11 protein-coding genes are annotated in these 13,756 nt (G+C 65.4%); 7 read left to right on the forward strand and 4 right to left on the reverse strand.

All coding sequences use genetic code 11. The annotated features are described in order from the left end of the window. Nucleotides 1-24: 24 nt before the first annotated feature. From ACO41U_RS04835 to ACO41U_RS04845, 3 genes are all read right to left on the reverse strand, one after another. A complete protein-coding gene (locus tag ACO41U_RS04835; RefSeq protein ID WP_485942035.1) occupies nt 25-693 on the reverse strand; it encodes a hypothetical protein in 669 nt (222 codons plus the stop codon). A 33-nt stretch (nt 694-726) separates the two neighbouring features. Then, on the reverse strand, nt 727-1,458 hold the full coding sequence (locus ACO41U_RS04840) for a DUF5058 family protein (RefSeq protein ID WP_298781034.1): 732 nt from the start codon (nt 1,456-1,458) through the stop codon (nt 727-729). Between the two features lie 509 nt (nt 1,459-1,967). Continuing rightward, nucleotides 1,968-4,010: a methyl-accepting chemotaxis protein gene (locus ACO41U_RS04845; RefSeq protein WP_485942037.1), complete on the reverse strand. Its 2,043-nt coding sequence runs from the start codon at nt 4,008-4,010 to the stop codon at nt 1,968-1,970. A gap of 260 nt (nt 4,011-4,270) precedes the next feature. Here ACO41U_RS04845 and ACO41U_RS04850 point away from each other — a divergent pair, with 260 nt between their 5' ends. Together ACO41U_RS04850 and lptB are read left to right on the forward strand one after the other, a co-directional pair. Next, the gene (locus ACO41U_RS04850) at nt 4,271-5,125 is read left to right on the forward strand and encodes an LptA/OstA family protein (protein WP_485942039.1); all 855 of its coding nucleotides are present in this window, start codon (nt 4,271-4,273) and stop codon (nt 5,123-5,125) included. Then, on the forward strand, nt 5,122-5,934 hold the full coding sequence (gene lptB, locus ACO41U_RS04855; RefSeq protein WP_485942041.1) for an LPS export ABC transporter ATP-binding protein: 813 nt from the start codon (nt 5,122-5,124) through the stop codon (nt 5,932-5,934). The genes ACO41U_RS04850 and lptB overlap by 4 nt, the downstream gene beginning before the upstream one ends. Nucleotides 5,935-6,032: 98 nt before the next feature. Here lptB and dprA read toward each other — a convergent pair whose 3' ends face one another. Continuing rightward, nucleotides 6,033-7,124, reverse strand: a complete 1,092-nt coding sequence (gene dprA, locus ACO41U_RS04860) for a DNA-processing protein DprA (protein WP_485942043.1) — start codon at nt 7,122-7,124, stop codon at nt 6,033-6,035. A 243-nt stretch (nt 7,125-7,367) separates the two neighbouring features. Here dprA and hrcA point away from each other — a divergent pair, with 243 nt between their 5' ends. The 5 genes from hrcA (at nt 7,368) to ACO41U_RS04885 (ending at nt 13,508) form a co-directional block, all read left to right on the forward strand. After that, nucleotides 7,368-8,441 carry a heat-inducible transcriptional repressor HrcA gene (gene hrcA, locus ACO41U_RS04865; protein WP_485942045.1) on the forward strand — a complete coding sequence of 358 codons (1,074 nt, stop codon included), beginning with the start codon at nt 7,368-7,370 and terminating at the stop codon, nt 8,439-8,441. An 82-nt stretch (nt 8,442-8,523) separates the two neighbouring features. Then, a complete protein-coding gene (locus ACO41U_RS04870; protein WP_485942047.1) occupies nt 8,524-9,168 on the forward strand; it encodes a nucleotide exchange factor GrpE in 645 nt (214 codons plus the stop codon). Nucleotides 9,169-9,280: 112 nt separating this feature from the next. After that, complete coding sequence (gene dnaK / locus ACO41U_RS04875; RefSeq protein ID WP_485942049.1) at nt 9,281-11,125, forward strand: molecular chaperone DnaK; 1,845 nt, start codon at nt 9,281-9,283, stop codon at nt 11,123-11,125. Between the two features lie 129 nt (nt 11,126-11,254). Continuing rightward, entirely contained in the window at nt 11,255-12,376 is a 1,122-nt protein-coding gene (gene dnaJ, locus ACO41U_RS04880; protein WP_485942051.1) for a molecular chaperone DnaJ, read from the forward strand. Between the two features lie 217 nt (nt 12,377-12,593). Further along, nucleotides 12,594-13,508 (forward strand): DnaJ C-terminal domain-containing protein, encoded by a 915-nt coding sequence (locus tag ACO41U_RS04885; RefSeq protein WP_485942053.1) that lies wholly within the window; start codon nt 12,594-12,596, stop codon nt 13,506-13,508. The last annotated feature ends 248 nt before the right edge of the window (nt 13,509-13,756 follow it).

The following is a 13,756-nucleotide window of genomic DNA, read 5'->3' on the forward strand; positions in this document are numbered from 1 at the left end:
AAGAAAAGCGTTACTTCGAAAGAGTTACTTCCCCATGCCTGCGCTGTACAGCACGCGGGCGAAGAAGATGCTTCCAAAGACCGAGATGACGATGAGCAGCCACGCGGCGATCGACGGGATGGCCCAGTGGAGGAGCAGCGGAAGTCCGAGGGCGAAGACGCCTACCAGCGGATACTTGATGGCGAAGTTGCCGAGGGTCCCGCCGAAGATGGCCGCTGCCGAATACTTCGTGAGGCCCGTCACGATAAACTTGGGGAGGACGGCGACGACGGCTGCGCCGACGACGGCCGCCAGGGTGGTGAAGAACAGGTTCATGATGATGGACCCGCAGATGGCCATGGTGGACGCAATCTCCGCCTGGATCGTTCCGGGCTGGCTGTCCGTGGCCTCGAGCGCCAGGGCCGCCACGGGGACGCGCATGTTCCCGATGTTGCCGGACAAGAAGCCGAGGTAGGTTCCTGCCATGCCCAAAGCCGCGTAGTAGGAGATGGGCTCAACGAGGTAGAAGGCGCCGAAGGAGGCGGCGGTCATGCCCCAGGCGGTGAGGACGACGTTCCAGTCCGGCCAGCAGTGGTGCGTGCTGCAGAGCCAGAGGACGGGGATAAAGGCCGTCGCGGCGGCGATGAGGTTGGTGGGCGCACCGATGAGGATGCTGCCCTTTTTCCATTCAGCCATGTGATCGTGTTCTGACATAGTGATTCCTCCTGAAGTGTGTGCGTCCAAGCCCTACTGCGGCATGACGGCGAAATACATGTCGTAGACCAGCGCGCAGGCCATCCCGAACAGCATGGCGATGCCGAGCGAGTACTCCATCAGCTTGGGGCACTTTGGCACGACGAACTTGACCAGGAACAACATGCAGAGCGCCCCGGCGATGGCGGCCGTCGCGTGCCCGGAGCTCTTGCGCAGCTCGCCGTGGACCAGGTAGCCGAAGATGCCGAGGGAGCAGGCGCCGGACAGGACCACCAACCACTTGGAGTCGCCGCCGCTGGCCTTCTCGCGGAGCTTCTCGATGGCCGGCGTGAAGAGTCCGGTAAACACCAGCCAGCCCGCTCCGTTGAGCGCCATGGCGAACCAGGAAACGGACATCGCGGTGAGGTCGTACCCCGTTCCTCCCAGCTCGACGCCGGAGGCCTGAGCGCCGTAGGTCGCGGCCGTCAGCTCCGTGGGGGCGGCGCCGATGATGGAGAGGCGCAACCAGGCCATGGGGCCTCCGATCGCTGCCATCAATCCCACCATGACGATGAAGACGCCGAGTGCGGGACCGATGGCGGTGATGAGGCCGACGCGCAGGGCCTTACTGCTGACCTCCACCGGAATGCCTGCGCGGATCCTGGTGCGGCGGGCCATGCACATGAACAGTATGGCCTGTAGAAACGCAATGCCCACCGTAATCGCGCAGAGCATCCAGATGACGCTCGAGTTCGCGATGTCCAAGTAGCTCTGTCCGTCCTGCATAAAAACCACTCCTTGAGTATAGATTGGCGGGAAGTCCGCCGAACACCCACAGGGCCGCGCGCCCGGCGCGGCCCCAGGGGATGTTTTGAAAGGGTTTCATAAGCTGCTTCAGCGCGCTCAGGTGCAAGGCCTTTCGAGCCGCACGTCGAACAGCGCTTCTTTAACAGAGAAGCGGACCTCCTTACTGGATTTACGCGTTGCCTCGCAACACAATAAAACTTGCCCCTCCCTCTCCGATCGTTCTTACGTTCGAGCGCTTGGGGGCGAGTGAATTCAGGCCGTCCTCAACGGCGTTCTCAAGGTGGGTAGTATCGAAACCGTTGAAACAATTATATCCGCAGGACGGACCGCTTGTCAATGGACGGCTTGATTTGGGCTTTAACGCAGCTTGCCTGATGGGCCGCAGCGTCCGCCTTGGAGGAGGGACGAACGGGGCGCGGGCAAAACGACGAACGGCGGACACTGAGTGTCCGCCGTTCGCCTTCCGTCAATTTACCTCACTCGTAGCCCTATCCCTTCAGGAAGGCGGGGTGCTCTTTCTCCCCGTCCAGCACGAAGGCATCCACCAGTCCGTTCAGACGTTCCGACGTCTCCGCCATGGACTGAGCCGCCGTGGCGATCGACTCCGCAGCCGTCGTCGTCTCGTGGCTGGAGTCCCGGATTGCGGCGGTGGAGTCCATGATCTTCGCGTTGGAGTCGCTCAGGTTCTTCATGGCCTCGGCGATCTCCTCGGAGGATGCGGCCTGCTTCTCCGCCGCCGCCGCGATGCTCTGGATCCCCTGGTTCAGGCTCTCGATGGCGTCCTGCGCGGCACTCAGCCTCTTCTGGGCAGACTCCGCGTCCTCCATCGCCTTCTGGAGCAACGGCCCCGCGGACTCCGTCATGGCGGTGGAGCTCTCGGACTCCCTCTGCAGGTTCGCGATGAGCTTCGAAACCTCCTGGGCGGCCCGTCCCGACTCCTCCGCCAGCTTGCGGACCTCCTCGGCCACGACGGCGAAGCCCCGTCCCGCCTCGCCCGCACGCGCCGCCTCGATCGCCGCGTTCAGGGCCAGCAGGTTGGTCTGGTCGGCGATGGAGGTGATGGTGGTGACGAAGCCGGATATCGAGTCCACGGACTGACCCAGCTCCCGAATCCCCTGGAGGCTCTGTCGGGCGGCGTCCCCCACGCTGGCCATGCTCTTCAGGACCTTGGAGACCTCCGCCGCGGCGTCCCGGGCGGCCTCGGCGACCTGGGTGGCCTGCTGCGCGCCGTCCGTGGAGGCCTGAGCGCTGGACTGGGCGCTGGCGGCGATCTCGGAAACGGAGACGCCGGTTGCCTCGGTGGAGGCGGAGGCCGCCTCCATCAGCCCGTTGACCTGAGCGACCGACGCGGAGACCTCCTCCATGGAGGCCAGGGTTTCCTGGGAGAGGGCGGCCAGGGTGCTGGCCTGTTTGGAGCTCTCCTCCGCCTCGCCCCGGACCTTGCTCAGGGCCCCTGAGATGGAGTCGAGCATGGAGTTCAGGAGGCCCGCGATACGGGCCAGCTCGTCACGGCCGGAGGCCTCGAAGCGCGCGGTCAGGTCGCCCTCGCTCAGGACGTCCGTGACGGAGGTCATGCTGCGGATGGCCCTCGACAGCCCGCGGATGATGAAGAGGATGAAGATCGTCGAGAACGCGATGGCGGCGAGCGCCATCGTCACGTTCAAGACCGTGAGGGCGTGGGTCTGGGCCTCCATGACCTCCGTCGGCAGAAAGATGTAGAAGAAGAATCCGTTTCCGACGGGGGTGAAGAAGGCGTGGCGGGACTCTCCCTGAAACTCATAACTTGCAAAGCCCGTTTCCCCGGAAACCATGCGGCGGGCGAAGGCGCTGACCGAATCGCTGAAGTCGGCGGGGTTCAGCAGGTTGGCCTTCAGCACGAAGCTTCGGTTGGTGTGGGCGACGAGCAGGCCGTCCTCCAGGGCCAGGGCGCCGGAGCCGTGGCCAAACATCTTCTGGGAGACGACGAACTGCTCCAGGGCCTCCATCTTGATATCGACGCCGACGACGCCGATCAGGCTGCCCGACCTGTCAGAGATCGGCTGGACGACGCTCAGGATGGAGGCCCCCGTCGTTGCGTCCACGTAGGGCGTGGTGAAGGCGGGCGCACCGCCCTGAGCCTTCAGCCCCGCCTGGTACCAGGGGCGGGTTCGGGAGTCGTAGCCCTCCGGGTTCCACCCGTCGTGCGAGTAGATCTGTCCGTCGGAACTCATCCCAAGGTAGAGGCTGACGAGGCCGAGCGACTCCACGGAACTGGCCAGGGAGGCCATCAGCGACTCGAGGTCCTTCCTTTGGATGTCGGGGGTTTCCAGGAGGGTGTGGCGGATCTCCGCGGCGGCCATCCGCGTCACGTTGGCGTACTTGTCCAGGTACTCACGGATGACGCCTGCGCTCCCCGTCACGATCTCGTTCCCCGTCCGTTCCTGCAGATCGCTGACGATGGAGGTGGAACGGAAATGCGTCACCAACGTCATCGTCACAATAATGAGGAACACCACCGTCACCATGAGCTTCAATTTGCCGCGAATCGACATGTCTTTCCCTCCAGGAGAAAATTTCTCCACAAAATTTATGGTGGCATCATCTGCACCTGATAAGATTATATACCTCAGGCCCCCGAATAGCGTGGCGAAAGGACGAGGCTGGGACGCCGGCCTGAATTTTTTTCGGCCTAAACTTCAGCACCCTGTCGGTTGTCCTCCCTGGGACGCCCCCTGATATAATTTAAGAATGAAAATATCGGGCGACGTCGAGCGGAGAGGGGCTTTGCGTCGTCCTGCACGGAGGGGAACGGATGCGGATGAGAAGGACGGGAGGGGCGATGGGGTTGGCAGCGCTTCTGGCGCTGTGGCTCGCGGGAGCTGCTTTTGCGGTAGACGAGCAGGGGTTGCCGGACAAGGCGAAGCTCTCGGCGAACCGAATGCGCTTCGACTCGACGACGGGGGACTTTTTGGCGGAGGGGGAGGTCCTCATCACGGCGGACGGCCTCACGGTCAGAGCGCCCCGCGGCTCGGGCAACGTCCCGCGTCGCGAGGCGGCCTTCGACAGCGGGGTGACGGCCTCCGGAACGTGGATGGGCGACGCCGTGGACCTCAAGGCGGGAAGGCTGACCCTCAACTTCGCAGAAGCCCCGGCCTGCCGCCTTCAGGATGGCGTCAAGGGGGCTGTGGGCACGATGGGCCTCGACGCGGACCGGGTGACCCTCATCGGGGCAGGGGGCGTCGGGGGCCCGACGGAGGAGGACCAGCAGACGAAGTTCTGGATCGTGGGGGCCCACAGGCTAGAGGACCGCGCGAAGGGCTTGACGTTCGGCGCGGACTCCATCGAGGGCGTCCTGCAGGAGGGGGCTCTGGCCTCCATGACGGCGAAGGACCGGGTGTGGGTCAAGGGCCGGCCGAAGCAGTCGGGGGAGCCTGTGAGCATCAACGGTGACCACGCGCTCTACTCCCTCCAGCGCGGCAGCGTCGTGCTGAGCGGTCGAGTCGTCGCCGTGCAGGGAGGGCGCACTCTGAGGTCCGACTCCATCGTCTACTTTCCGGAGCAGAACCGCGTGGAGGCCTTGGGCGGCATCACCCGGAACGAGTCGGGCACGGTGAGTGCGGACCGTGCGGAGATCACCATCGACCTTAAGCGGGAGCGCAGAAAGTGAATCCCGGCAAGGCGGGGAAGGAACAGGGCGGCGCAGCGGAGGAGCTGACCGCCAGGGGAATCCGCAAGGGGTACGGTGGCCGGCTCGTGGTGTCGGACGTCAGCGTCCGGGTGCGCCCCGGCGAGGTGGTGGGGCTTCTCGGCCCCAACGGCGCGGGAAAGACCACGTCCTTCTACATGATCGTCGGGCTGGTCCGCCCCGACGCAGGGCACGTCTTTATCGGAGAGCGCGACGTGACCGGCCTGCCGGTCTACGCCAGGGCGCGCGCCGGCATCGGCTACCTGCCCCAGGAGCCTTCGGTGTTCCGGAGCCTCACGGTGCGGGAGAACATCGACCTGGTGTGGGAGGAGACGCGGCAGTCCAAGGTGGGGACGGATGGGCTTCTCGAGCGGTTCGGTATCGCGCACATCGCGGACACGAAGGGCTACGCCCTGTCGGGCGGAGAGCGGCGTCGCGTGGAGATCGCCCGTGCCTTGACGCTCTCGCCGCGCTTCATCCTGCTGGACGAGCCCTTCAGCGGCATCGACCCCATCGCCGTGAACGACATCCAGGGGATGATCCACCGTCTGAAGGAGAGCGGGTACGGCGTCCTCATCACGGACCACAACGTGCGCGAAACCCTCTCCATCACGGACCGGACCTACCTGATCCACGAGGGGAAGATATTCCTCGAGGGCACGCCGTCCGAGGTGGCGGAGAACCCCATGGCCCGCAAGTTCTACCTCGGCGATCACTTCGATTGGCAGGCTGCGCCGGCCCCTGAGCCAAAACGGGGGCCCGACGCGAAGTCCAGACGCCGGAAGGGATAAGAAGGGGCCCAGGCGTTTTGCCGGGCCCCTTGCCATTGATCGTGATTTTGCGCTCGAAATGTGCCCCGCAAATTTCTCGATGGCACCGCCCTGGCCCGTCAGACGCCGGCGGAGAATCGCCCCGGTCCGCTGACGACGGCCAGCCCGTTGGCGGATAGGGTCATCATGCAGGTCTGGAGCGTCACGAGGTCCAGACCGCTCTCGGCCAGGAGCTCGTCCATCGTGCGCCCGCCCTGGCGCTGCAACAGGGCCAGCACGACCTTCTCGTCCGTGGAGAGGGGCGGCTGCGACCTGGCGGCGGGCTCGTCCAGGTCCAGCACCAACTGTCCGTAGCGTCCCGTCGTGCAGTGGACGAACTCGTCCACGTCCACCAGGGGCTCGGCGCCGTCGCGCAGGAGGCGGTTGGTCCCCCGGCACACGTCCTCCGTGATGCGCCCCGGCACGCACCAGACCTCGCGCCCCAGGTCCAGCGCCAGGCGGGCGCTGATCATCGCCCCGCCGTCCTCCGGCGACTCCACGACCACCGTGCGGCCCGTCATCCCCACGATGAGGCGGTTGCGCTCCGGGAAGTGCCAGGCCGCGCCCTCCGTCCCCATGGGGTATTCGGAGATCAGGGCCCCCGTTTCCGCGATCCGTGCGAAGAGCTCCTTGTGCTCCATCGGGTAGACCCGGTCGATTCCCGTGCCCAGCACCGCGACCGTGACGCCGCCCTCGGCCAGACACCCCCTGTGTCCCGCAGCGTCGATGCCGCGGGCGCCGCCGCTCGCCACCATGAGGCCCCCTCTGGCCAGCGCGCGGCCGATGGCCTCCGCCACGGTCTTGCCGTAGGCGCTGCACCGCCGCGTCCCCACGACGGCGACGGAGGGGAGCGTGACGTTCAGCTTCCCCTTGACGTAGAGCCCGATGGGCGGCTGGCTCAGGTCCCGAAGCCGCGCCGGGCAGTCCGGGTCGTCCACGGTCAGAAAGCGCGCGCCGAACCGTGCCGCGCGTTCCTCCTCCCGTTCGGGCCAGTCCCCCCCGCGCAGGAGGCGCGACAGGTTTTTCTGAACGGACGGCGTCAGGTTGAACGCATCCCAGAGCTCCTCCCGCTTCAGGTCCTCCGGGGCATACTTCCCGCACAGCTTCCGGAATGCCGGGAGCGGTGCGTGTGCGGCGTTCATCAGGAGCGCCGCCTTCAGTGTCGGGTCCATGGTTCGCAAGACCTCCTTCCAGTGACCGCTCCATTATACTGGAACGAGGCGGGACGGGGACAGGCGCCGAGGCGAGGCTCAACGTTACAGCAGCGCGCATCAGGCGCACAAAATCCGTAATTTACAGGGTCTGACTTGTATTGACATTTAGAGGCCCAGTTGCTAATCTTATCCATGTTATCGATCTGTTGGCACTCACTGATTAAGAGTGCTAATCAAGGATACGAAACGGAGGCGAGGCCGATGACGGAGAGGCAGCTCAGCATTATCCTGGCGGTGGTGTACGAGTACATCAAGACGGGGGAACCCGCCGGGTCGCGTACCATCACGAAGAAGTACATCAAGGGGCTGAGCCCTGCCACGATCCGCAACGAGATGGCCGACCTCGAGGAGATGGGGTATTTCTACCAACCCCACACGTCCTCCGGACGGTTGCCCACGGCCAAGGCCTACCGCGTCTACGTGGATTCCGTCACCGCCAGAGCCCGCAGCCGTTCTTCACGCGGGGCCGAAGCCTGGCGGCGGGAACTCATGGGCCGGCGGAGCGGCATCGAGGACCTCTTGAACTACGTCACGAACCTTCTCTCGCGCCTCACGAACTGCGTGGCGGTGGCGGCGGTTTCCGGGCTGGACAGCATGGAGATCTGGCACATCGACCTGATGCCGCTGGGAGGGGCGAACGTCCTGGCCCTGATCGTGTTGAAGGGCGGGCTGGTGCACCACACGGAGTTCACCCTCCCCTGCGAGGTGGAGCCGGGGCTCCTGGAGGAGCTCAGCCGCCGGATCAACACCATCGCCTGCGAGCACTCCTGGAGCGAGGTGCATGACGTGTTGTACCAGTACGTGCTGGGGGGGCTCGAGGAGGCCGAAACGGCCTGCCGCGCGGCCATCAGCGATGTGGACCGGTTCCTGACGGAACAGAACTACCGCTTCTTCAGCAGCGGCGCGAAGCACATCCTGAGCCTGCCCCACTTCCAGGCGCTCTCGCGGCTGCAGGCCGTTCTGACGCTCCTGGAGCAGGAGAAGCCGCTGGCGAGCATGGTGGAACAGTGCCGCCAGGCCTCGGACCTGCGGGTATCTCTCGGCGACGAGAACGAAACGGACGGGATGCAGGAGAACGCCATGATCCTGATCCCGGCGCGGGCCTGCCAGCAGAAGGCGGTCCTGGGCCTGATCGGCCCGCTGCGGATGGACTACGAACGCTCCATCAGCGTTCTGGAAGCCGTCGCGGACGCGCTGGACGACGAGGTGGGAGAGCCTGAAGGACGCGGAGGGCTGCGGAAGGAAGATGCGCTGAATGCACAGGAAAAAAAATAAGCGCGCGGGACGTAAGGGCCTGCTGACGAGAATATTCCGGAACGCCAAGAACGACCGGGCGGCCGGGCGGGAGATGAGTGCTATGACGGAGGATCGATTAAAGGAGGACTACCTGATACCCGAACCGGAGGACGCCTTGGGGGATTCAGAGGCGGAGGCGATGAGCCGGCCCGTCAAGGAGTACTCCATCGGCGAGGACGGCGTCCTCGTGGAGGAGTCGCCGGAACCTGAAGAGAAGGAGAAAAAGGAGGAGGCGGCCCCACAGCCGGCGGAGGAGCCGGACGAGGGCGCGGAAAAGCGCATCGCGGAGCTGGAGCAAGAGCTGGCGGCAGCCCGGGCGGACTTTTACAACTACCGTCAGCGCGCGATGCGAGAGCGTCAGGACCTGCGCCGACGCGCAACGGAGGACCTGATCGTTTCTCTTCTGCCCGTGCTGGACAACCTGGACCGGGCGCTCTCCGTCCCGGAGGACGGCAGCGCGAAGGACATCCTGGCGGGGGTGAAGATGGTGAGCCGCCAGTTCCTGTCCGTCCTGGAGGAGTCGGGCGTCAGCGTCATCCCGGCGAAGGGCGAGCGCTTTGACCCGACGCTCCACGAGGCGATTGGAGCCGTCCCCGTGGAGGACGCGGAGGAGGATGGTGCGGTCGTCGACGAGCAGCTCCGGGGGTATCGGACGAAGGACCGGGTCCTGCGGCCCGCACGGGTCCTGGTGGGCAAGGCGGAATAGAGCCGCCGGCCTCTCCGGAGAAACGGCTGTTTTTCAATGGGTTCAACGGGATCGTTTAAGGGTCCCTTATCTTTAGGAACGATTATAGATTTGCATACAGGAGGAAAACGTTATGTCGAAAGTGGTTGGAATTGACCTTGGAACGACGAACAGCTGCATTGCGGTCCAGGAGGGAGATCAGACGACGATCATCCCCAACAACGAAGGGGCGCGGACGACGCCGTCCGTGGTGGCCTTCACGAAGGATGGCGAGCGCCTGGTGGGGCAGTTGGCCAAGCGGCAGGCCATCGTGAACGCGGACCGCACCATCATGTCGATCAAGCGCGAGATGGGGCACGACTACCACGTGGAGATCGACGGTAAGAAGTACACGCCGCAGGAGATCTCCGCGATGATCCTTCAGAAGCTGAAGAGGGACGCCGAGGACTACCTGGGAGAGAAGGTGACTCAGGCCGTCATCACGGTGCCAGCCTACTTCACGGACGCGCAGCGCCAGGCGACGAAGGACGCGGGGACCATCGCGGGCCTTGAGGTGCTCCGCATCATCAACGAGCCCACGGCGGCCTGCCTGGCCTACGGCGAGAACCGCAAGGAGGAGCACAAGATTCTGGTGTTCGACCTGGGCGGCGGCACCTTCGACGTTTCCATCCTGGACGTCGGCGAGGGGGTGTTCGAGGTGCTGGCCACGGCGGGGGACAACCGCCTTGGCGGCGACGACTGGGACAACCGCATCGTGGACTGGATGGTGAGCGAGTTCAAGAAGACGGAGGGCGTCGACCTGAAGAACGACAGTATGGCCATGCAGCGCCTGCGCGAGGCGGCCGAGAAGGCGAAGATCGAGCTCTCCAACATGACGGAGACCACGATCTCCCTGCCGTTCATCACGGCCACCCAGACGGGCCCCAAGCACATGGAGATGAAGCTGACCCGGGCGAAGTTCGAGGAGATGACGGCGGACCTTCTGGACCGCACGGCCGTCCCCACGCAGCGGGCCCTCAACGACTCCGGGCTTGACCCGTCGAAGGTCGATAAAATCCTTCTGGTGGGCGGCTCCACCCGTATGCCCATGGTGCAGAAGAAGATCGTGGAGATCATGGGCAAGGAGCCCACGAAGGGCATCAACCCCGACGAGTGCGTCGCGGCCGGCGCGGCCATTCAGGGCTCCATCCTGACGGGGGACCACAAGGACATCGTCCTGGTGGACGTGACGCCCCTGTCCCTGGGGCTGGAAACGCTGGGCGGCGTCTTCACGAAGGTCATTGAGCGCAACACGGCCATCCCTGTTTCCAAGAGCCAGGTCTTCACGACGGCGGCCAACAATCAGGCCCAGGTGGAGATCATGGTGCTTCAGGGCGAGCGCTCCATGGCGGCGGACAACGTGAAGCTGGGCCAGTTCGTGCTGGACGGCATCCCTCCCGCACCCCGGGGCATCCCTCAGATCGAGGTCACGTTCAACATCGACGTCAACGGCATCCTGAACGTTTCCGCGAAGGACAAGGGGACCGGCAAATCCCAGAAGATCACGATCCAGTCCTCCAACCTGTCCAAGGAGGAGATCGAGCGCATGAAGAACGATGCCGAAACCCACGCGGACGAGGACGCGAAGAAGCGCAGCGCCGCTGAGGTCCGCAACGAGGCGGACGCCGCGGTCTTCGGGGCGGAAAAGCTCATCAACGACTACGGCGACAAGATGACCGCCGAGGAGAAGGGCAAGCTGAACTCCCAGATCGACGATCTGAAGCAGGCGATCGAGAAGAAGGACGAGGCAGCCATGGGACGCGCCAAGGAGGCCCTGGAGGGGACGGTGCAGGCGTTCTCCACGCGCCTCTACCAGGCCGCTGGCGCTGGAGCGGAAGATGCGTCGGCCTCAGGGAACGCTGCGGGCGGCGCCGATGCAGGGGCTGGGTCCGACGGCGAAACGGTGGACGCCGAGTTCAGCGACAAGGGCAACGCTTAGCCTGAGCTCCGCAGAACGCACACTGAAATAAGTTATAATCTTTGAGGGACGGCGGACGGCAGAAGACCCGCCGCCCCTTTTAAATTCTCGGAGGGGGACGTTTTCCCCGGCAGTGGGGTGTCTGTTCAAGTGGAAGATTTGTACCGGATCCTTGAGGTCCCCAGGGACGCGACTCAGGCGGACATAAAGAAGGCCTACCGTCAGCTCGTGCGGAAGTACCATCCGGACACGCACCCTGGCGACAAGGAGGCGGAGGAGAAGTTCAAGAAGATCAACGCGGCCTACTCCGTGCTGGGCGACGAGGAGAAGCGGGCGCGCTACGACCAGTTCGGCACCGCGGACGGCTCCGGCCCCTTCGGCGGCATGAACGGCATGGACTTTGGCGACCTCTTTGGGGACCTCTTCTCCCAGGTGTTCGGCGGCGGCATGGGGCGGCACGCCAGCAATCCGGAGGCCCCGCGTCGGGGCGGCGACCTGGAGATGGTGCTGCGCGTCACGCTGCTTGAGGCGGCGCAGGGCGTGGCGCGGGAGGTCGAGGTCCCCCGCTGGGAGCGGTGCGAAACGTGCGACGGCACGGGGGCAAAGCCCGGCACGAAGCCCGAATCCTGTCCGGTCTGCGGAGGCCGCGGACAGGTGCAGCAGGTGCAGCGCTCGATCTTCGGAGAGTTCATGACCATCGCTGCCTGTCCCAACTGTGGTGGTTCGGGCAAGGTCATCCACGACAAGTGCGCCGACTGCGGCGGCCACGGACAGGTTCGGAAGAAGCGCAAGCTGGAGGTCAAGATCCCGGCCGGGGTGGAGCGGGGCACGCGCCTTCGCATCCCCGGTGCGGGGGACGCAGGGACGAAGGGAGGCCCGGCGGGGGACCTCTATCTGGCCGTGGACGTCGCGCCGAGCGAGCAGTTCGAGCGCGACGGCGCCGACCTGCACGCGCGCCTCGTCCTGACCTACCCACAGGCTGTGCTGGGCGCGGAGACGAAGATCGAAACCCTGATTGATGGGGCGGAGAAGATCGCCGTCCCTCCGGGCACGGCCCACGGCCAGGTGCTGAAGGTGCGGGGCAAGGGAATGCCGCGGCTGAACCGGCCCAAGTCGCGGGGCGACCTCTACGCCCACGTCTTCATCGACGTTCCGACGAAGCTCACCGACCGCCAGAGGGAGCTCATCACGCAGCTGGCGGAGGAGATGCAGGCCCCCGTCGGTACGGGAGAGTCGGGCTTCTTCGAGAAGGTCAAAAAGCTCTTCAACTGAGCCGCAGGCCGATCGCGGCAAGCTCGACGCGGCGAACGAGGGGATGGGTTCACCCGTTCCTTCGCTCGCCCTTTTCGTCGCTTCCGACTCCGCTGCGGGCCAGCCCTCTCTTAACCCCGAGCCGCCCGACGTCCGTAGTTTTCGTTATTTACGACGCCCGAGCGCGATGCTATACTCTCTCAGTAAGGTTAATATTGGTCAAAGGGGCTGGTAAGCTATGGCCGTTCAGTATAAAGACTATTACGAGATCTTAGGCGTGCCTCGCACCGCATCTGCGGACGAGATCCGCAAGGCGTACCGGAAGCTGGCGAAGAAGTACCACCCGGACGTTTCTAAGGAAAAGGACGCCGAGCAGCGCTACAAGGAGGTCAACGAGGCCTACGAGGTGCTGAAGGACCCGGAAAAGCGTCAGAAGTACGACACGCTTGGCATGAACTGGCAGGCGGGGCAGGACTTCACGCCGCCTCCTGGCTGGCAGGGCGGCGGTTCGGGTGGCGGGTTCCGCGTGGATTTCGGCGGCGACGCGGGCGGCTTCAGCGACTTCTTCAAGACGCTCTTCGGCGGTGGCCTCTCGGACCTCTTCGGCGGAGCAGGAGGAGGAAACTTCAGCTCTGCCGGGGGCTATTCGCCGGTCCGGCGCGACAGTGAGGTGGACCTGGAGCTCCCGCTGGAGGAGGTCGTCCGCGGTGGCACGCACACGATGGTGATGACCTCACCGGGGGGCGAGCGCCGCGAGATCAACGTGCGCCTGCCGAAAGGCGTCACGGACGGGGCGCAGATCCGCCTTCCCGGCAAGGCGGCGGGGGGAGGGGACATCTACGTGAACCTGCACCTCGCGCCGCACCCCGTCTTCAGCGTCAGCGGCTGTGACCTGACGCGCGAGGTGAAGGTGGCACCGTGGCGGGCCGTCCTGGGGGGCGACGTTCAGGTGGAGACCCTTACGGGCTCCGTCACGATGAAGATGCCGCCCGGCATTCAGGACGGGCAGCGCCTGCGCCTGCGGGGCAAGGGGTTGCCGAAGCGCGGCAGCGGCAACGGCGACCTCTACGTGAGGGTGCGCATCGAGATACCCCGCCACATCACGGACCGCCAGCGCGAGCTGTGGCAGGAGCTTGAGAGGAGCGGCGAGTAGCCGCGATCGGACCGCGAGGGAAGCGCAGGACGCCGGAGCGGGGCCGGCCCTGATGGGGCCGGCCCCGCTTCGTGCCTTGCGCAGGACGCCGTCGATTTTGGGAACGTTGTCCTGCCCGCCGACGGCGAGAGGACCGTGCGCCGGGCCGGTACGCGCACCCTACGCCTCTCCCTCCATCCCCAGGCTCTTCAAGAGGAGCCTGCGCGCTGCCGTCGGGTGGCGTCGGTGCAGGGCGCCGAGGGAGGCCA

The organism is Fretibacterium sp., assembly GCF_057312375.1.